This window comes from Alteromonas sp. K632G (genome assembly GCF_017653625.1).
Lineage (GTDB): Bacteria > Pseudomonadota > Gammaproteobacteria > Enterobacterales > Alteromonadaceae > Alteromonas > Alteromonas naphthalenivorans.
In genome coordinates, this window is the sequence record NZ_JAGGDM010000016.1 from 50690 (window position 1) to 70598 (window position 19909).

A 19909-nucleotide genomic window follows, 5' to 3' on the forward strand; every position below is an offset into this window, starting at 1 on the left:
ACTCCAAAAATAAGTTTTGCTAATTTAAACCTTTATCACATAGGGTACGACTAACCTTTTAAGAATAACAAGATGGTAAGCCAAAAATGTTGAAAAAATCGGTTTACGAAAAAAAATGAGATTGTGATGGAGCGCACTTTAACAAAGGTTACCAATCTGACTAGCGATGATGAAAGCCAGCGTGAAGCCGCGGTGATTCTCGCGGCTAAGCAGGGTGATAAAGTGGCCTACAAAACCTTGTATCATAACCATGTCGGGCGAGTGTATGCACTGTGCTTGCGTCTAACAGGCGACCGCGGTCTTGCCGAAGACGCCACACAAGAAGTATTTATTCAGTTATGGTCAAAGTTAGACAGATTCGACGGACAAAGCCAGTTTTCAACTTGGTTACATAGTGTATCAGCCAATGTGACCGTGTCGTATTTGCGTAAACAGCGTAACTGGGTTCAACGTATGTTTAATATTGAAACCAGTCCAGCGATGGAGATGCCCGCAGCGGCAGACAGTAGCCAAGTCGATTTAGAAGCACTAGTGGTTAGATTGCCACAAAGAGCACGAATGGTATTCGTACTACACGCTATTGAAGGCTATAGGCATGAAGAAATTGCACAAATGTTAGATATGGCAGTAGGCACCAGCAAAGCGCAGTTTCATCGCGCTAAACAACTGCTAAAAACCTGGATGTGGTGTGAAGATGAATGAGTTTGATAAAGCCTTAGAGGTTGAGATTCAACACCTACCTAAAACTCGTGAGCCTGAAAGAGATTTATGGCGTGGTATTGAATTGTCACTACACAGCCAAGTAAGCGGCAAAGCCGATGAAAATGGGCTACACGAAAATGGGCTAAATAACGAGCCATCAGGCCAAGACAAGCGCGGCACAGTTGCTCGCTTATCTACCACACCATGGTTGGCCATGGCAGCGAGTGCCATGCTAGTCAGCGTTATTTGGTATTTCTCGCCTGTTTTTACTAACGGTGAAACGAGCGGGCAGCAACCTAAGCTCGCAGGTTATGCGTTAGTTGATGCACTGAGTGAGCAGCAAGATGAACAGATGACCACTTTGCTGGCGAGTTACGACAGTGCGCCAGAATTAAGTGAAAACTGGCAAACCCAATTAAAAGAATTAGACGACGCTGCTGTTGTGATAAAAGCAGCATTAAAAGATGATCCTAACAATCGAGCACTACTAAAGATGCTAAAGCACGTATATCAACAGCAAATCACATTAATTGAGCGAGTGCACGCGCCCAAATGGCAACAAATTTAAGGAGTTATATTATGACTATTATTCGCAAAAGCTTAGCCAGTGTACTTTTTCATGGTGTACTTTTAAGTAGCACAATGCTGGCCTTTACTGCGTATGCGGGCGAGAAAATAGACCGCATACTAGATGTCCCAAATAGCGTTAAAATTGATATAGAGCACGTCAACGGTGACGCTGAAATTAGAGGTTGGGATAAACCTCAAGTACACGTTACCGGTGAACTGGGTGACAACACTGATGAGTTTATCTTTGAACAACGTGGCAATGTTATCGTCATTCATGTTGATGTGAAGCGTAGCGGCAAGCACTGGTGGAAAAACAAAGATGAAGGGGATGACTTGGTTATTTTTGTGCCTAAATCTAGCGATGTGAACTACACCGCGATTAATGCTGATGTTCAAATAAATGACATCGTCCAAAGTGTAAATGTTGAAGTGGTAAACGGAGATGTAGAGCTCACCGATATTGGTAATCGCGTAAAAGTAGAGTCGGTAAACGGTGACATTGCGTTGAACAATGTTAAAGGCAAACTTGATGTAGAAACAGTAAATGGTGATGTGGAGGCCGTTCATTCAGGTAAGGAAGGTGTGTCTTTTGTTGCCGTTAATGGCGACCTGAGGTTAAGTACATCTAGCCCTGACGTAGCGGTGGAAACCGTTAATGGCGGTATTGATTTAACCCTAGAGAAAATAGATTCTCTTAGTGTGACCACTGTGAATGGCGCCACGAATGCGCGCTTGCATTTAAACGAAAACGGGCGACTGAAAGCCAGTTCCGTAGGTGGGAAGTTACGTTTTAGCTTTCAACCTCAAGTATCTGCACAATTTGATATTGAGACGCATGCAGGTGGCAAAATCATTAATAACGTAAGTAGCGATGCGGTTAAAAAGCCAAAATATGGCCCCAGCAGTTGGTTGCGATTTATCAATAATGGCGGTTCTGCGAACGTTGATATCTCAACTGTAAATGGGCGTATTACCTTGGATACGCAGTAGCGGCAAGAGGCGAAAGAATTAAAGCATTGGCGTTTTTGCTTGAAAAAAGCACTAACGCCCCCATATAAAGGTTAAGTAAGGATAGGATATTGGTACATTGCTAATCGACGTTTACTCAGTTAAACGTCAAAAATTACGCAACGAATCCGTCCGCCGCAATTGTGCGTCTATTTACCCCACGCTAATGAACCTAATGTTTTTACCCGCGTCAGAATGGCTAAGTCGATATCCGCAACAGCGATAAATAATCAATTATTAGGAAAATAGCTTTGAATATTCTTAGCCATTTAAAGCGCTTCTGGCGCTTTCACGGACTTATTGCCGGCGCGATAAGTATCAGCTTTTTAACTTTAGGGTGTGCAGTACAAGATCCTGCCTTCTTTGAAGGCACCTGGGTGGTAACCCAAGCTTATCAGCCAGGAATCTCTGCACAAAGCGCCACAGAAGCTAAAGAGGTATTAGGTAGTTCGTTGGTTTACCATTCAGATGGTGCGCAACTGAATCAGCAGGCATGTGAGTCTCCTACCTATACCGAGAAGAAAGTGGATTCAGACGAACTGGCTGCTAGCTTCAAAATAGAGGGAAACGCGTTAGGTTTCGATGAGGGTAAAATTACGCAGGTAGAGCTATCCTGTGAAAATGGCCCACAGGCGTTAGGTTCAGTGCTTTTGTTTCAAGAGCATAATGTTGCTTATACCGTTTTTGATGGCACCTTTTTTCGCATTGAAAAAACGCTATAAGTTAACCATAGTGTGGTGAAGTTGTTGGAGTAGCCCTTACAAGATAAGCGCTTCACGAAGGTTTGCATTCCGCTAGTGGTTAATAATTTTTATTAACCTTCATTTATGAGCTCTTACTCCATTGTTCAACGAAGCGCAAAAGCGCATAATAGTCAGCCGTGCTTCAAGTAAACAGAGTAGGTAGTGTAAGTGGTATCCCCTCCAAAAGGCGATAATAATGTAGAGAAGTTGAAAGTTCCTCCTCATAGTATTGAGGCCGAACAGTCTGTTCTTGGCAGTATGCTAATTGATCCAGAAAGTTGGGACAAAGTAGCGGAGCTCGTTACTGATACCGACTTTTATAACCGCTCGCATCAAACCATTTATAGCGCCATTACTCGTTTGTTAAATAGAAGCGCGCCGGTCGACCTTATTACCGTATCGGAAGAGCTTGAAAAGCACGATGAACTTGAAAATGCAGGTGGCTTTGCCTATCTCGGTGAACTAGCTAAAAATACGCCAAGTTCTGCGAACGTGGTGTCATATGCGCAAATTATCAGTGAACGTGCAATCACGCGGGAGCTTATTGGTGTAGCCCATGAAATCGCAGAAGTCGGGTATAACCCTGAAGGTCGTGACAGCGCTGACATTCTCGACTTAGCTGAAAGCAAAGTATTTGAAATTGCAGAGCGCCGCACCGGTGAAAATGAAGGTCCTCGCGATGTAGAAGCGGTATTGGGTAAAACCATCGACCGTCTTGAAGTGTTGGTTAAAACCAACAAAGAAGTGACCGGTGTCACTACCGGCTTCACCGACTTAGATAAAAAGACAAGTGGTCTGCAGCCTTCAGACTTAATTATTGTTGCTGCTCGTCCTTCAATGGGTAAAACCACCTTTGCGATGAACTTGGTTGAAAATGCCATGATGTCCGAGGAAAAGCCGGTATTAGTCTTCAGTTTAGAGATGCCTTCTGAACAAATCATGATGCGTATGTTGGCATCACTCAGCCGAGTGGATCAAACCAAAATTCGTACCGCTCAGTTGGATGACGAAGATTGGGCACGCATTTCTAACACCATGGCGATGTTGAAAGATAAAGACAGATTATTTGTTGATGATTCATCTGGCCTTACACCCATGGATGTGAGAAGCCGAGCGCGTAAACTTGCTCGTGAACGTGGGGGGATAAGCTTGATCATGATTGATTACCTCCAACTTATGCGTGTGCCCTCACTCAGTGATAACAGAACCTTAGAAATTGCTGAAATTTCCCGCTCACTTAAAGCATTAGCAAAAGAGCTGGAAGTACCAGTGGTTGCCCTATCGCAACTCAACCGAAGCCTAGAGCAACGGGCCGATAAACGCCCAGTAAACTCAGACTTGCGTGAATCAGGCTCTATCGAGCAGGATGCTGACCTTATTATGTTCATCTATCGTGATGAGGTTTATCATGAGAACAGTGAAGAGAAGGGCGTAGCAGAGATTATTATAGGTAAGCAGCGGAATGGTCCTATTGGAACCAGCCGTCTTACCTTCCAAGGCCAGTTCTCTCGTTTTGACAATTATGCTGGTCCAGCAATGCCTGACGAATATTAACCAAGTAGAGACGTTTACTACCGATGCGCGGTGATAAAGCTAAGTGTTGAAGTCAGCAGAAATAACAAGCAATAAAAAAGGCGCCAATTAGGCGCCTTTTTTGTGTCTGAGGGAAGCTTACTTCTCTTCAGGAACCTTAACAGTATCTTTAACAGTCACTGAGATGCGACGGTTAACACGATGTGCTTCGGCATTTTTAGCTGTATCTAGTAAACGAGTCTCACCGTAACCAACAGTTTCTAAACGGCTAGCGTCGATATCGTACATGTCTACCATTACTTCTTTGAAAGATGCAGCACGGTCTTCTGAAAGATCCATGTTGTATGCTTCAGAACCTGGTGCAGAAGTGTGACCTTCAATTACCGCAGTAGTGTTAGTGTACTGCTTCATGAATTCAGCGAATTCAGAGATTTCTGGATCACGAGGTGCTTTAACAACTGAGCTTTCATTGTCGAAAAGAACGCGTAGTGTAATTTCTACTGTTTCTTCGTCAAATACAGTACAACCTTGAGCGTCAACTTTAACGCCAGCAGCTGTGTCTGGGCACATGTCTTTCGCATCTACAACACCATCGTTGTCAGCGTCTTTAAGCGCACAACCTTTCGCGTCAACAGCAGTCCCTGCTGGCGTGTTAGGGCACTGATCTACGCTGTTAAGAACACCGTCGTTGTCGTTATCTATGCTACAACCAGTTGCGTCAACACGAACACCAGCTGGAGTCATAGGACACTGGTCTTTGCTATCGACTACGCCATCATTGTCACCGTCTTTAGGTGCAGAAGGAGTAGATTTACCGAAAGGAATCGCTAAACCAAGTTTTACGCTGTAATCGTTATAGTCTTCACCAAAGTCATGGTAAGTAGCAATCTCTGTAACAATCTTAACAGATTCAGCGATATCCCAGTGTTTACCAATACCGATGTTACCTAGCGTGGTTGATTCGCCTACCGATTGACGTTTAACACCACCGAATAAGTACCATGCATCGTTAGGCATGAAGTAAAGTGCATCAACACCTACCATTTCGCCATCATCGCTAGAACCACCAACGTAGTCTAGTTCTAAAGCAGTAAATTCAACACGTGCTGCCCAGCTTTGAGTGAAGCGGAATCCGTACTCGAATGATACGCCTTGGCCGTCATCTAGTACTTCAGTAGTAGGACGTTCAACATCAGTGTTGTAATAAAGACCAGAAATACCGAACCAGTTTTTATATTCTGGCTCAGAAGAATCTTGTGCAAAGGCAGTTGATGAAAGTACGGCAAGCGAAAGTGCCGCTAGTTTAAAGTGTTTTTTCATAGTCACATCCTGTTAAACGTTGAGTGATTATCGATTTATGATAATTCTAGCTTGTGCTTAGTTGTACTAAGCAATTAATATGCCATTTTGTTATATAGGCGATGTCGCAAGCCCTTGTAATGTGGCAATAATCGTTCGTTGGCCGCCAATATCTCGGTGCTCGCCTAGCATGATGCCCTGCCAAGTACCAAGTTGTAGCCTCCCTTTCTCCACCGGTATTGAAACCTGACACCCCAGCAGACTTGATTTCAAGTGAGCCGGCATATCATCACTACCTTCGTAAGTATGCCGGAAAAAGGGCAAGTTTTCTTTTACACTATAGTTAAAGAAGGCCTCCATATCCGACCTAACAGTCGGATCTGCATTTTCATTTATTGTAAGGCTAGCACTGGTGTGCTTAAGCCATAAATGAAGAAGACCTACCTCAATGTGTTGCAGCATGGGTAAAGCGCTAATTATATACTCTGTTACTAGATGAAAGCCACGAGGAAATTCAGGTAGTGTAATTTTTTCAGAGTACCAGGAATTATTTGTCAAAGCAGATCTCTAAATGCGCCAATCCTTCATCGCACATAAACGGAAGGATGATTTTCGCGCCGCTGACCTGATGGCTAATCGTATGCTGCTTACCAGACACAACAATAGGTGTCGCCATTCCAAATTCAAATCCGCGATCTGCAAGGTCGCGTTTTGCCGCTCCGCATATCATGTTAGTGACTTCGCCAACCATATCTCCAACTTCTGCATCAAGTTTTTCAGGGCGTTCGCCAACCATGCGTTCCATAATGGTAAGGGCAAGAGATTCTTCAAAGGTAATGGACATAGAGCCACGCACACTTGGGCCTACCATGCCAATCAACCCAGACACATCGCCTTTAGCTACATCGCCTTGCTTGCGTTTGGGTTTACCAGGCGTAAGTTTGGTTTGCGCCATGGTTTCTAATACATTGAGTAAACCAGAAATAAACGGATTAACGAACTCAGCATTCATGAGTGTGCTCCTTTGCAACGGTATTTTCCGTTTGTTGACAATCAGCACAAAGACCATGCGCCTCTATTGTTTGTTTAGATACTTTGAAGCCGTTGGCCTCTGCCTGACTATCTAATGTTTCTTTCAAACCTTCAGACTGTATCTCTGCAACGTCACCACAACTGTCGCAAATAAGAAACTGTACAGGGTGGTTGCAACCAAAATGATAACAGGCTACGAATGCATTGGTCGACTCAAGGCGATGAATAAAACCGAAATCGAGTAAAAAATCGAGGGCTCGGTAAACGGTGGCAGGTTTTGCACCGGATTCAGTCTCTTTTAGCGCATCTAGCAATTCATAGGCCCCCATTGGACCGTGCTTAGCGACTAATATTTCGTACACTTTCTCTCGAAGAGGGGTAAATCTAGCGCCTCTTTGCTCGCAGTATGCGCGAGCTTTGTGGATAAGCGTGGCTTTATTCATTTATTGCTACCGTGGCTATTTTACTAATTATATTGGTAATGACGTCATTAATGACAGATGTTTACCCGCTTTATTTACTCTACGTTGGCGTACATGTGTGCAATTAATTGGTCCTCTAAAGCAAAGCGCTCTTCAAGAGTTTCACCAATATTCGCAAGCTCACTGTCAAAAACGGCCGCTTGTTCAATAGTAAATGCCTCTGCGAATTTATCATTAAATTGTAAGGCTGAGTCAGTGGTTTGCGTAAGTTTTGGGTAAAGACGCTGCTTTAACGCTTTACCTTCTGCTTCATCGTCAACCAACATATCAAAGACCTCGAAGTGCCCAGCGGAAAGGTAATCCATTAGGTTTTCACAAAAATTAGCGATGTCATTTGCTTCAGGTAATGACTCGCCTTGCTGGTCTAAACCGGCTAAATGGCAATAGGACACAAGCAGCGACTGTCTGGCTAACAGCCAATTATCGACAGTGTCACTTTTGCCACCCCATTTAACTTTTACCTTCTCTAACTGCTGTAACATTTCATGATCCTTTCAATCAGCGCTTTCTATTAATCCAGCACCTGCTATTTTCCAGCATTCCATCCTAGTATAACACTCAGCCTATACGACACAAATTGAACCCACTGAGTTGTCGTAATTAAATATATGTTATCTTATCTTGTATATCTTTAATGGGTGGATAACAGTTTTATGATGATAAAGCGCAGCGATTGTGAAATCGAGACTGAGATTGGACAGTGGATCATTTTTACCAAAGGTCGGATTGTCATTCGTAAAGGCGAAATAAATGTTCCTTTAGCGCATATTAATGAATTTACCTTCCTCGAAAATTATCGCGAAGAGGTTCATCAACTCCCCCCACTACATGAATCTGCTCAGAAAAGCCCCCCCGTCTTTGTCGTCGATCTCGGTGCTGAAACAATAGAAGACGAACAATGGGACTCGGTGTCATTACGCCATTTATTGTTCGAGCAACAAGATATCGGTTTTTCAGTTGTAGGTCGGGCGTGGCAATATGTCCATTTTTTAAGAACCCATCAGTTTTGTGGCCAATGTGGTTCGCATACCGAAAGAGTAAATTGGGAAATGGCCGTGCATTGCCATCGCTGCCATCACAGAAGTTATCCCCGTGTATCGCCTTGCATTATTGTTTCAATACACAACAATGAAAAGTTGCTATTGGCAAAAGGGGTTAGGCACAAAGAAGCAAATATGTATTCTACTCTTGCTGGATTTGTCGAAAGCGGCGAAAGCTTAGAAGAAGCCGTCCATCGGGAAGTATTTGAAGAGGTGGGGGTAAAAGTAAAGAACTTACGTTACATCGATAGCCAGCCCTGGCCATTCCCGCATTCTATAATGGTTGGCTTTATTGCTGAATATGAAAGTGGTGAAATTCGGTGTCAGGAAAATGAAATTGATGATGCTCAGTGGTTTAGTGTGGATGCACTGCCAACCATTCCACCGCCATTTTCGATTGCAGGGCAACTCATCGCCAAAACCCTGTCGCAATTAGCAGACAAATAAAAAACCCTGCCGAAGCAGGGTTTCAATGAGTTTAGCACGGTCCCTTTGCGGGCTTCTTTGTCGTAGCTGTATATATTAGTAGCAAACACTTACTAGTAGTGCAAGCCCCTTTTTCAAGTATTGTTCGTCGTATTATTAGGTGTAAGTATCGCAAGTTGCCAAATTAAGACAGCTTTTTAGCACAAAATGAAACGAATGCTGGTATAATTTCGCCGTTTTATTTTTCTAATTTCAGGTGAATATATGTCGCAAAAAGCTACCAGTGCTGCTAAACCCGCTTTAAAGAATGATCGTTACCTACGGGCGTTATCAAAGCAACCTGTCGATGTCACACCTGTATGGATGATGCGACAAGCTGGCCGCTATTTACCTGAATACAAAGCAACCCGTGCCGTTGCTGGCGACTTTATGTCTTTATGCAAAAATGCCGAACTTGCCTGTGAGGTTACTTTACAGCCGCTTCGTCGTTTTCCCTTAGATGCTGCTATTTTATTTTCAGACATTCTAACGATTCCTGATGCAATGGGCTTAGAGCTTTATTTTGAAACCGGCGAAGGCCCGCGTTTTAAAAAGCCGATTACGTGCAAAGCCGACGTAGATAAAATTGGTTTGCCAGACCCAGAAGGCGAGTTGCAGTATGTAATGAATGCAGTGCGCACCATCCGTCGTGAACTAAATGGCGACGTGCCGTTAATTGGTTTTTCTGGCAGCCCGTGGACGCTCGCTACTTATATGGTAGAAGGTGGCTCGAGTAAGGCCTTTACTAAAATCAAAAAAATGGCGTTTGCTGAACCCGCTATATTGCATGCTCTATTAGAGAAGCTGGCCGATTCCGTCACGGAATACCTTAATGCCCAAATAGCTGCAGGTGCGCAATCAGTCATGATTTTCGATACTTGGGGCGGTGTGTTGTCACCACGTGATTATAAAGACTTTTCATTGCAATATATGGCGCGTATTGTTGATGGACTTACCCGTGAAGCCGATGGCAGAAAAGTACCGGTTACTTTGTTTACTAAAAACGGCGGCATGTGGTTAGAGTCAATTGCGGCTACTGGTTGCGATGCAGTAGGCCTTGATTGGACTATTGATATCGCAGAAGCCCGTGCGCGCATTGGCGACAAGGTAGCGTTACAAGGCAATATGGACCCTTCCATGCTTTATGCCTCGCCTGAAAGAATTCGTGAAGAAGTTGGCACTATCTTATCGGGCTATGGCGAAGGATCTGGCCATGTATTCAATCTAGGTCATGGTATTCACTTAGATGTACCACCAGAAAATGCAGGTGTGTTTGTGAATTCAGTTCACGAACTCAGTGCGCCTTATCATAAGTAGTCATATTCGTAGCTAAATGATTAGCTACGACTCGCCAGCAAGCTGGTAAGGAAATCATGAAACCCTGGGTTGTTATTGTACTCATCCTCTTTATTGCCGTGACAGGTTATCAGTTCGGCTTTTACCACGGTAAGTTGGCTAGTTCCAACGTGGAAAAAGAGCGTTTGAATACTGTGCTGGAGCGTTCGCGCACCACTGCAAGTAGCAACCTCAGGGTGATTAAAGCTACCCCTCAAATGTCTGGTGAAGCACACGTACAGACCTCTGACGGTGCTCACACACTTACTACGAATGAAGCACTATCAGACCTTCAGGTTCAAAACGAAATAACGGAATTTTTAGCGTTTCATCCAAGTGGGCAAAAACTTATCCTGAATACGTTTGAATGCACGCAAACAGAATGTGAGTTTACAGGGGAATACTCTGGCAGTCATGCGGGGTTTAAACGAATGCTTAACGACTTAAAAGCGCAGTCGTGGTGGCATTTTGGTGAAATGCATGAAGTGAGCAATATCGAAGAGGGAAACCCCCAAATTGGTGTTAAGTTTTCTTCTAGGCCCGTGCTTATCAGCGATGCAACGACCTAGTCAGGTTTTAATATAACCGGCTTTATTTAACGAGTACTTTGGTTTTGTTAAGCGTCTCGTGGTAACCCTTTCTCTACTGCTCGGGTTAATCTTTTTTGTTGTCTGTTTGCTTTCTCTTCTAATGCTAAGCCCACTTTTTTATTTTCTTGTTGTGCTAATGCCCACGAAATGTGTCGGTCCACTTTATCGCTCACTTTTCCAAGATTTGTCTGAAGGGCATTAACAGTTTGTTCGCTGTAGTTGGCATTTCCCAATGCGACGGCAATATTACGTTGCCATTTTTCAAATCCAATCCGTCGAATAGGCGACCCTTCTGTGTTGTTCAAAAAGGTAGCTTCGTCCCATGAAAAGAGCGTTGTTAGGCTCTGTCCATGCAAAACCTTTCTGGGGTGAAAGTCTTCTTCTTCAGTAATATCAGCATAACGATTCCATGGGCAAATAAGCTGGCAATCGTCGCAACCATAAATTCGATTACCCATTAAAGGGCGAAGATCCTCGGGAATATCTTTATCTGATTCAATAGTAAGATAGGAAATACAACGTCTAGCATCTACTTTGTAGGGGGCGACGATGGCGTTGGTTGGGCATATAGTCAAACATGCCGTACACGTACCGCAGCCTTCTTCTAGGGGGGAATCAATCGGTAAGGGTAAGTTAATAAAAAGCTCACCTAAAAAGAACCAAGACCCAGCCTCTTTATTAATGGTCAAACTGTGTTTACCAGTCCAACCTATTCCTGCTTTTTCTGCAATAGCGTGCTCTAAAACAGGCGCCGAATCGACAAAAGGGCGGTATTCAGTGTTGCTCAGCGCGCCGGTGATTTTTTCACCCAGTTGCTTCAATCGCTTTCGCAGCACCTTATGATAATCGCGACCAAGTGCATAACGACTGATATAACCTGTGTCTGGTTGACTTAGATGTTTTGCGAAAGAGGCATCAGGCGGAAGGTAGTTCATACGCACACTAATTACGCGCAGTGTGCCTGGCACAAGTTCATCGGGGCGGGCGCGCTTCATGCCATGGTTAGCCATAAAAGCCATGTCGCCGTGATAGTCGTTCTCTAACCATTGCGTTAAATGGGCTTCATGCTGATGTAAATCAATATCACTAATACCAACTTGTTGAAAGCCTAGCGCGCGGCCCCAAGCCTTGATATCTTGGGTTAATTGAATTAGGTCGATAGAATTAATAGTGGACATGTACTTATGCTAGATACTCAACTCACCTCAAGTTTATCATACAAACTGTTTCGGGCCGATCAGGTCAGAGAAAATGAAGCCGAAGCGGCTGCTCAGTCTGGCTGTGACATGTTCACGTTAATGCAACGCGCCGGTGGTGCTGTATTTGAGCAGTGCCAGAGTTTGTTCGCTAACTCTGATGTGTATTTAATTCTACTAGGCCAAGGTAACAATGCTGGCGACGGTTACATTACCGCATTAAATGCAAAAAAAGCAGGTAAAAAAGTGCATGTTTGCGCGATTGAGCCAGACCGTGTGTTAGACGGCGACGCGGGCACTGCACAAAAGCAGTGGGTAGATGCTGGTGGTAGTATAAAACCTTTCGATGTTGCCTTGATTGAAAAAGCCGACGTAGTAATCGATGCACTATTAGGTACAGGAATTAACAGCTACATTCGCAATGAGTTCGCCGACGTTATCGATGCCATCAATGATTCATCAACCCCCGTGGTCAGTATTGATGTACCTTCAGGATTAGATGCAAACACAGGCCAAAGTTTAGGACGCTGCGTGCAAGCGGATGTTACCGTTACTTTTGTGGGTATCAAGCCGGGTTTGGTTACCGGTGCAGGTAAACAGTCTTGCGGTAAATTAGTGTATGCAGATTTGGGGGTAGGAAAGGCCTTTCAAACACTAGCAAAAGCCAGCGCGACTTTATTGAATATTGATCATTTCAAGGGTATGGGCCCCCGCGATGTGCACAGCCATAAAGGCACCTATGGAAGGTTGCTGTGTGTGGGCGGAAATCGCGGAACGGCCGGTGCTATTAGGCTAGCCGGCGAAGCGGCTCTACGAAGTGGTGCCGGAATGGTACGAGTTTATACCCACGAGGCGTCTACTATTCAAGTTAGTGCAGGCCGCCCTGAATTGATGGTGACATCAAGCCATTTAGATGATGCTTTAGCCTGGTCGTCATGCGTAGTCATTGGCCCTGGGCTTGGTCAGGATGAGTGGTCAGAAAGCGTATTTACCGCTGTACTAAAACACTGCCAAAGTGAAAACAAACCTATAGTCATTGATGCTGATGCACTAAATCTTTTATGCAAGCAGTCAACTGCATATACACTGGAACACTGCGTACTCACTCCTCATGCGGGAGAAGCTGGCCGATTGCTGGGCGTGTCGGTTGATGATGTAGAAAGCGACCGATTCAATTACGCTAGGCAATGTTCGCAGCGCTACCATGCAGTATGTGTTTTAAAAGGGGCCGGTACGCTTATCGACAACGAAAAGAAAACGTGGGTTTGTCGCCATGGTAACCCTGGTATGGCAACCGCGGGCAGTGGTGATGTACTAAGCGGCATATTAGGTGCGCTAATGGCGCAAGGCCTTAGTGTTGATATCGCCGCTAAGTATGGTGTGGTGCTGCATGCTAAAGCGGGCGATGATATTGCCCAGCTTTATGGACAACGTGGTATGATAGCCAGCGATCTATTTGATGCCGTACGTGCGTTAATTAATCAGTAAATCTATTGGTATGGGCTGTGTAGGCTTAATGCCAATTTCAGCCTTTTAGTTTGAACATGTGGAACGTTAAAAAGATGTCTTACCCACACTCTTCATTTTTTGCTGCAACGCCTGAAGATACGTCATCAATGGCAAAGGATTTGGCGAATGCCGTAGCGGCTCAGCAGCCAATAGATGCCGTGATATTTTTAAACGGCGATTTGGGCGCAGGAAAGACCACCTTCAGCCGGTATTTCATTCAAGCATTAGGGCATGACGGAAATGTCAAAAGCCCTACCTATACCTTGGTGGAACCTTACGAATTAGAGAATGTCTCAATTTATCATTTTGACTTGTATCGTTTAGCCGACCCAGAAGAGCTTGAGTTCATGGGTATTCGAGATTATTTCGGCACAGGAAACATTGCCCTTATAGAATGGTCAGAAAATGGCGCTGAATACTTGGCATCACCAGACATAGTGATTAGTATAAATATTGTGCCAACTGGTCGTCAGTTCAGTGTAGAAGCGACAAGCGTGAAAGGCGCAAAGATATTGCAAGGTTGTAAAACGCTATAAATAATGAGCTTTGATAAACAATAACGACTATAAGCTTGTAGCAACAAGCAAAATAAAGGCGAAGCATGGTACGTAAAATTCTATCGGTTATGTGCATTTGGGTTGTAGTACAAACTGTCCATGCTGCACAAAATCAAATTGATGGGTTAAGAATTTGGCCCTCACCAGACAACACGCGAATTGTACTCGATATGTCGTCTGCGCCTGAATTCACTTACTTCCCCCTTAAAAATCCACATCGCCTAGTTATCGATTTATCAAATACGAGTGATAGCAAGACCTTATCCCTACAATCTGATTCTGGCGATTTAGTGCGCAAGGTGCGCTACTCTACACCGAAAAATAAACAATCTGCGCGGGTGGTTATAGAATTAAATCGTGCAGCATCGCCGTCTTTATTTGCAATGACACCCACCAAACCTTACGGTCACAGGCTAGTTATTGATTTGAAAGACAGTGGTGCGCCCGCTGCGAGCCCAAGCAGTTCAGGTACTTTTGCATCTAGCAAGTCACCGTCAAGTGCTTCGACATCTTCCGTCGTAATGGATGGTTCGAGTAGCCATAGAAACCGAGACATTATTGTTGCCATTGATGCGGGCCACGGTGGTGAAGATCCAGGTTCCATAGGGCCCGCCGGTACATATGAAAAGCACATTACATTAAGCATAGCCAAAAAACTTGAAGCCATGATTAATGGTGAGCGTGGTATGCGGGCCATAATGACTCGCAGCGGTGATTACTATGTATCGCCAAACAAGCGCCCAGAACTCGCTCGCAAGCAAAAAGCCGATTTATTAATATCTATTCACGCCGACGCATTTAGCCAACCACAACCTAAAGGGGGCTCTGTGTGGGTGCTGTCGATGCGCCGTGCCGATACAGAACTAGGTCGCTGGCTAGAAAAATCAGAGCGTCACTCTGAATTACTTGGTGGTGCTGCGGAAGTGATCAGTGATAAATCGAACGAGCGTTATCTGGCGGAAACCATTCTTGGTTTATCGATGGATCACAGTATGGCCACTAGTCATGACTTAGGCAATAAAGTGATTGAGGAAATGAAGCAGGTAACTTCTTTGCATAAGCGTGCACCTCAAGCAGCCAGTTTTGCCGTACTCACAGCGCCAGATATTCCATCCATCTTGGTTGAAGTCGGGTTCATTTCAAACCCGCAAGAAGAGAAAAACCTTAACTGGGGTAAACACAGAGAAAAGCTGGCGAAAGCCATGTTTACCGCAGCAAAACGCTATTTTAAGCAAGTTCCCCCAGATGGTACATTATGGGCACTTGAACGTGCTGATAGTCGAACCCATACTGTAAGAAGTGGAGAGTCGCTTTCGCTCCTTGCTCAGCGCTACAATGTAAACGTTAGCCGCTTAAAAGCTGCCAATAATTTAAATAGTGATGTGGTCAGAATAGGGCAAGTACTTACTATTCCAAGATCCTAACATCGCGTTAATCAAATTCTACCTACGAGTTTCTTTTGTCTATACAATTATTATCGCCACAATTGGCCAACCAGATTGCCGCAGGGGAAGTGGTTGAACGCCCTGCGTCTGTGGTTAAAGAGTTACTAGAAAATAGCCTAGATGCAGGCGCAGATAAAATAGAAATAGATATTGAGAAAGGTGGCCATAAGCGCATTCGTTTAAAAGACAACGGCGGTGGCATTGCTAAAGACGAATTACAGCTTGCGCTAAGCCGTCACGCCACTAGTAAAATATCAACATTAGATGATTTAGAGCGAATCTTATCTTTAGGCTTTCGTGGGGAAGCGCTCGCGAGTATCAGTTCGGTTAGCCGTTTAACGCTAACCTCTAAAACCGAATCACAAAACGAAGCGTGGCAGGCCTACTGCGAAGGTCGGGAAATGGCCGTTAATATTCAGCCAGCTGCTCATCCCAAAGGAACCACCATTGATGTGGCCGACCTTTTTTACAATACGCCGGCAAGGCGCAAGTTTCTGCGCGCCGAAAAAACAGAGTTTCAACATATTGAAGATGTGGTGAAGCGCATTGCCCTTAGTTACCCCCATGCTAGTTTTATTCTGAAACATAACGGCAAGACGACTAAGCGCTATATTGCCGATAAACATGGCTCACTTGCCCCTCGTATTGCCGCCGTAGTAGGGCAAAAATTCATTGATAACGCTGTACATATCAATGTGGAATACGAAGGGATTACCATGAATGCGTGGCTAGGCAGCGAAGTAATGCTGCGCAGCAGTAACGATTGCCAGTTTAGCTTTGTAAATGGGCGCGGTATGCGCGATAAGTTAATTATGCACGCTATTAGGCAAGCTTACGAAAGTGTATGGGGCGTACTAGAGCAGCCTTCTTTTGTTGTTTATCTGACACTCGATCCAAAAGACGTGGACGTGAACGTACATCCGGCAAAGCACGAAGTTCGCTTTCAGCAAGGGCGCTTGGTACATGATTTTATTTGTAAGACAGTATGTGATGCATTGCACTCAATTACCAATGAGAGTGAAACTCAACACCACGGTGATGCTGAGCGCTTTGATGAACCAGTGAAATTTAATCCACCGCAGCAAAGTCATGACTATATACGTCCTTTAAGTCATTCTCCGGCCTCGTCATCGCAATCGGGTTTAGGTGCCTCAGGTGGCGCTTCTTTATCGGGTTTATCGGGGCATAGACAATCGAAAGCGCCGACCGCCGCTTATCAATCTAATTTTAATCGTTTGATGACGCCAAATAGCGACACGCTATCGTCAACAGAGCATGAGCAAAGTCAGCATATTGCACTAAACTCATATTGTAGAATTTACGTACGCAATGAAAATGTTTACCTGCTGGATGTAAAATCTTTCGCGAACGTGTATTTACAAGATGTATTTGAAACGGCTGAACATTCACAACCTTTGCTAATGCCAGTGGCGCTTGAAGTTGCCCACGTAGAGCCTGAAAAAATTGAGGTGCTTAACGCGCTTAACTTTGAAATTAATCAAGTGGCTGGCAAGTACAGATTGCAGCAGGTACCCGCAGGAACAAGGCACTTCCCTTGGATACGTTGGTTTGAAAGGCTGTTAGAGAGTGACGTTGCAGATGATGATAAGCGCTATGAATTAGTTTTATCTGACGACCAAGATTTGGACGAAATATTATGCGCACAATTGTGGCACTGGTTGGATGAGAAAAACGACGTGAAACAATGGGAATGTATAGAGCGATTTGGTAAAGTGCGCTCGTTAGAAGGCCTGATTTCAACATGGGGAAATAACCATGGTTGATGGCATAAAATCTGCATCGTCTCAGCATAAGTCTCAATTACCTGTTATTTCCATAATGGGGCCGACGGCGTCAGGTAAGACGGGTTTGTCACTGTCGCTGGCCGAAAAAATGGACTGTGAAATTATCAGCGTCGATTCAGCTTTGGTCTACACTAATATGGATATAGGTACGGCGAAACCTACGGCTGCTGAGAAATCGTTAGTTCCTCATCATCTTATTGATATTATTGACCCAGCAGAAAGTTACTCTGTTTCACAGTTTTGTAACGATGCGGTTAGGCTTATAGAAGAGATTCATAGTCGAAATAGGGTACCAATATTGGCTGGGGGTACAATGATGTACTTTAATGCCTTGATAAATGGAATTTCGCCACTACCTAAGTCAGATGAAAAGATACGCAGCGAAATAGCCAGTGAAGCAGAAGCTTCCGGTTGGCAAAAATTGCACGACGAACTTTGCCGAGTGGATCCCATTAGTGGTGACAGAATTCACCCTAACGACCCTCAAAGATTAACCAGAGCTTTAGAAGTATTTCGTGGAACGGGCAAAACGCTAACAGACTGGCAAAACGAGAAAGGCAGTCCTTGCCCCTACGATATTAGCCAATTTGCTATTGCTCCAGAAGATAGAAGCGTCTTGCATGAGCGAATTGCTCAGCGATTTGACATGATGCTAGAAGATGGATTTGAACAAGAAGTTAGACGACTGTTTGAGCGGGGCGATCTTCACGAAGATTTACCGTCAATTCGTTCGGTTGGCTATAGGCAAATGTGGCAATACTTAGAGGGCCAATTGTCCTACGAGCAAATGCGCGAAAGGGGCATTATCGCTACTAGGCAACTTGCTAAGCGGCAGCTTACGTGGCTTAGGGGGTGGGAAAATCTCACTTGGCTAGACACATTTTGTAAAGATAATTTGACTAAAATTACAGCGAAAGTCACACTTGAATAAGTTGAGTGTGGTATACATTAGACGTGCAGTGGCCATGAGTAAGGGCCACTAATAATAAAAACTAAGGATATCAAATGGCTAAAGGGCAGTCTTTACAAGACCCATTCTTAAATGCATTACGCAAGGAGCGTATTCCAGTATCTATTTATCTGGTAAACGGCATTAAATTACAGGGACAAGTTGAATCATTTGATCAGTTCGTGATTCTACTTAAAAATACAGTAAGCCAAATGGTGTATAAGCACGCTATTTCCACCGTTGTTCCCGCTCGCGCTATTACTATGCCGAGTGCTACAGGAGAATCTGAAAATACTAAAGCTGAATAAATTAAAAGGTAACGCGCTTGTTTGACCGTTATGAAGCCGGTGAACAGGCTGTACTAGTTCATGTTAATTTTACTGATGAAAACAGCAAAGAAGATTTAGCCGAGCTCGAATTGCTTGTGTCTTCTGCGGGTGTAAACGCGGTAGAAGTTATTACAACTTCACGAAGTGCACCCCAAGCTAAATTCTTTGTGGGTTCGGGTAAAGCGGAAGAAATCGCAGCAGCAGTTAAAGCGCACGACGCTAATGTCGTCATCTTTAACCATAGTTTGTCGCCCTCGCAAGAGCGAAACTTAGAAGCGGTTTGTCAATGTAGAGTGCTAGATAGAACCGGGCTTATTCTCGATATATTTGCGCAAAGAGCAAGAACACATGAAGGTAAGCTTCAGGTTGAACTCGCTCAGCTGCGTCACATCTCTACCCGCCTTATTCGAGGTTGGACTCACTTAGAGCGCCAAAAAGGTGGAATAGGTTTACGTGGGCCGGGTGAAACTCAGCTTGAAACTGACCGCCGATTACTTCGTGGGCGCATAAAAGCTATTCTTCGTCGTTTAGAAAAAGTACAAAAGCAGCGCGAACAAGGACGTAGGTCTAGAAAGCGTGCTGAAATTCCCACAGTATCCTTAGTGGGCTATACCAATGCTGGTAAGTCTACCCTTTTCAATACTATTACCGATGCGCACGTATATGCGGCAGACCAATTGTTTGCTACGTTAGACCCTACGCTTAGAAAAATAGATTTGAAAGATGTAGGTCCTGCTATTTTAGCCGATACGGTAGGCTTTATTAGGCATCTCCCACACGACCTTGTGGCGGCATTTAAAGCCACGCTTCAGGAAACTCAAGAAGCAGATCTTTTGCTCCATGTGGTGGATATTGCAGACGCGAAATATCGTGAAACCATCGATGAAGTTAACGATGTGTTGGAAGAAATCGACGCTAATGAGATTCAACAATTACTAATATGTAATAAGATTGATAAACTAGATGACATAAAACCTCGTATTGAAAGAAACGAGGAAGGTGTTCCTACCCGTGTATGGCTATCAGCACAAACCGGCGAAGGCACCGAATTGCTTGGGCAAGCGTTAACAGAGTGCTTGAGTAAAAGTATGGTTAACTACACGCTTAAAATACCCCCAGCACAAAGTAGTCTGCGTGGTGTACTATTTGAATTAAATTGTATATCTAGTGAAGAATACGACAATCAAGGTGATTGGGTGGTAGATGTTCGAATGCCAATGGCAGATTGGAACAGACTTGAAAAGCGTTTAGAAAACGGAATATCAGAGTATGTTGTGCGACATTAACCGCTGCTAATTTTTAGCACGGCAATGCATGCGA

At 44.3% G+C, this 19909-nt stretch carries 21 protein-coding genes; 15 read left to right on the forward strand and 6 right to left on the reverse strand.

Annotated features, from left to right (window positions below):
* Window positions 1–126: 126 nt before the first annotated feature.
* The 5 genes from J5X92_RS15410 to dnaB all read left to right on the forward strand — a co-directional run bounded on the left by J5X92_RS15410 (window position 127) and on the right by dnaB (window position 4577).
* Window positions 127–702 (forward strand): sigma-70 family RNA polymerase sigma factor, encoded by a 576-nt coding sequence (locus tag J5X92_RS15410; protein WP_126873311.1) that lies wholly within the window; start codon window positions 127–129, stop codon window positions 700–702.
* Window positions 695–1270: a hypothetical protein gene (locus J5X92_RS15415; protein ID WP_126873310.1), complete on the forward strand. Its 576-nt coding sequence runs from the start codon at window positions 695–697 to the stop codon at window positions 1268–1270. The genes J5X92_RS15410 and J5X92_RS15415 overlap by 8 nt, the downstream gene beginning before the upstream one ends.
* 11 nt (window positions 1271–1281) lie before the next feature.
* On the forward strand, window positions 1282–2262 hold the full coding sequence (locus J5X92_RS15420; protein ID WP_126873309.1) for a DUF4097 family beta strand repeat-containing protein: 981 nt from the start codon (window positions 1282–1284) through the stop codon (window positions 2260–2262).
* 269 nt (window positions 2263–2531) lie between these two features.
* Window positions 2532–3002: a hypothetical protein gene (locus tag J5X92_RS15425; RefSeq protein ID WP_126873308.1), complete on the forward strand. Its 471-nt coding sequence runs from the start codon at window positions 2532–2534 to the stop codon at window positions 3000–3002.
* Between the two features lie 189 nt (window positions 3003–3191).
* Complete coding sequence (dnaB, locus tag J5X92_RS15430) at window positions 3192–4577, forward strand: replicative DNA helicase (RefSeq protein ID WP_013786388.1); 1386 nt, start codon at window positions 3192–3194, stop codon at window positions 4575–4577.
* A 117-nt stretch (window positions 4578–4694) separates the two neighbouring features.
* On the opposite strand, the gene J5X92_RS15435 is transcribed toward dnaB, so the two are convergent.
* From J5X92_RS15435 to rsd, 5 genes are all read right to left on the reverse strand, one after another.
* The gene (locus J5X92_RS15435; protein WP_126873307.1) at window positions 4695–5876 is read right to left on the reverse strand and encodes an OmpA family protein; all 1182 of its coding nucleotides are present in this window, start codon (window positions 5874–5876) and stop codon (window positions 4695–4697) included.
* A 90-nt stretch (window positions 5877–5966) separates the two neighbouring features.
* Window positions 5967–6413 carry a secondary thiamine-phosphate synthase enzyme YjbQ gene (locus tag J5X92_RS15440; protein WP_013786386.1) on the reverse strand — a complete coding sequence of 149 codons (447 nt, stop codon included), beginning with the start codon at window positions 6411–6413 and terminating at the stop codon, window positions 5967–5969.
* Window positions 6403–6867, reverse strand: a complete 465-nt coding sequence (locus J5X92_RS15445) for a chemotaxis protein CheX (protein WP_013786385.1) — start codon at window positions 6865–6867, stop codon at window positions 6403–6405. Before J5X92_RS15445 ends, J5X92_RS15440 begins: the two co-directional genes overlap by 11 nt.
* The gene (locus J5X92_RS15450; RefSeq protein WP_013786384.1) at window positions 6857–7330 is read right to left on the reverse strand and encodes a transcriptional repressor; all 474 of its coding nucleotides are present in this window, start codon (window positions 7328–7330) and stop codon (window positions 6857–6859) included. The genes J5X92_RS15445 and J5X92_RS15450 overlap by 11 nt, the downstream gene beginning before the upstream one ends.
* A gap of 74 nt (window positions 7331–7404) precedes the next feature.
* Window positions 7405–7851, reverse strand: a complete 447-nt coding sequence (gene rsd, locus J5X92_RS15455) for a sigma D regulator (protein WP_013786383.1) — start codon at window positions 7849–7851, stop codon at window positions 7405–7407.
* A 171-nt stretch (window positions 7852–8022) separates the two neighbouring features.
* Here rsd and nudC point away from each other — a divergent pair, with 171 nt between their 5' ends.
* The 3 genes from nudC to J5X92_RS15470 all read left to right on the forward strand — a co-directional run bounded on the left by nudC (window position 8023) and on the right by J5X92_RS15470 (window position 10778).
* Window positions 8023–8856 carry an NAD(+) diphosphatase gene (nudC, locus tag J5X92_RS15460; protein WP_013786382.1) on the forward strand — a complete coding sequence of 278 codons (834 nt, stop codon included), beginning with the start codon at window positions 8023–8025 and terminating at the stop codon, window positions 8854–8856.
* Window positions 8857–9099: 243 nt separating this feature from the next.
* Window positions 9100–10191 (forward strand): uroporphyrinogen decarboxylase, encoded by a 1092-nt coding sequence (gene hemE / locus J5X92_RS15465; protein WP_013786381.1) that lies wholly within the window; start codon window positions 9100–9102, stop codon window positions 10189–10191.
* Between the two features lie 56 nt (window positions 10192–10247).
* On the forward strand, window positions 10248–10778 hold the full coding sequence (locus J5X92_RS15470; protein ID WP_126873306.1) for a hypothetical protein: 531 nt from the start codon (window positions 10248–10250) through the stop codon (window positions 10776–10778).
* Window positions 10779–10825: 47 nt separating this feature from the next.
* Here the strand turns inward: J5X92_RS15470 and queG are convergent, their stop codons facing one another.
* On the reverse strand, window positions 10826–11977 hold the full coding sequence (gene queG / locus J5X92_RS15475) for a tRNA epoxyqueuosine(34) reductase QueG (RefSeq protein ID WP_126873305.1): 1152 nt from the start codon (window positions 11975–11977) through the stop codon (window positions 10826–10828).
* Window positions 11978–11983: 6 nt separating this feature from the next.
* Between queG and J5X92_RS15480 the strand changes: the two genes are divergently transcribed.
* From J5X92_RS15480 to hflX, 7 genes are all read left to right on the forward strand, one after another.
* Window positions 11984–13483, forward strand: a complete 1500-nt coding sequence (locus tag J5X92_RS15480; RefSeq protein ID WP_126873304.1) for an NAD(P)H-hydrate dehydratase — start codon at window positions 11984–11986, stop codon at window positions 13481–13483.
* A gap of 74 nt (window positions 13484–13557) precedes the next feature.
* Window positions 13558–14040: a tRNA (adenosine(37)-N6)-threonylcarbamoyltransferase complex ATPase subunit type 1 TsaE gene (tsaE, locus tag J5X92_RS15485; protein ID WP_013786377.1), complete on the forward strand. Its 483-nt coding sequence runs from the start codon at window positions 13558–13560 to the stop codon at window positions 14038–14040.
* 65 nt (window positions 14041–14105) lie between these two features.
* Window positions 14106–15485, forward strand: a complete 1380-nt coding sequence (locus J5X92_RS15490; protein WP_126873303.1) for an N-acetylmuramoyl-L-alanine amidase — start codon at window positions 14106–14108, stop codon at window positions 15483–15485.
* 35 nt (window positions 15486–15520) lie between these two features.
* Window positions 15521–17290, forward strand: a complete 1770-nt coding sequence (gene mutL / locus J5X92_RS15495) for a DNA mismatch repair endonuclease MutL (RefSeq protein ID WP_208806055.1) — start codon at window positions 15521–15523, stop codon at window positions 17288–17290.
* Window positions 17283–18242, forward strand: a complete 960-nt coding sequence (gene miaA / locus J5X92_RS15500; RefSeq protein ID WP_013786374.1) for a tRNA (adenosine(37)-N6)-dimethylallyltransferase MiaA — start codon at window positions 17283–17285, stop codon at window positions 18240–18242. The genes mutL and miaA overlap by 8 nt, the downstream gene beginning before the upstream one ends.
* Window positions 18243–18316: 74 nt before the next feature.
* A complete protein-coding gene (gene hfq, locus J5X92_RS15505) occupies window positions 18317–18568 on the forward strand; it encodes an RNA chaperone Hfq (protein ID WP_013786373.1) in 252 nt (83 codons plus the stop codon).
* Window positions 18569–18585: 17 nt separating this feature from the next.
* Window positions 18586–19875, forward strand: a complete 1290-nt coding sequence (gene hflX / locus J5X92_RS15510; protein ID WP_126873300.1) for a ribosome rescue GTPase HflX — start codon at window positions 18586–18588, stop codon at window positions 19873–19875.
* Window positions 19876–19909 lie beyond the last annotated feature (34 nt).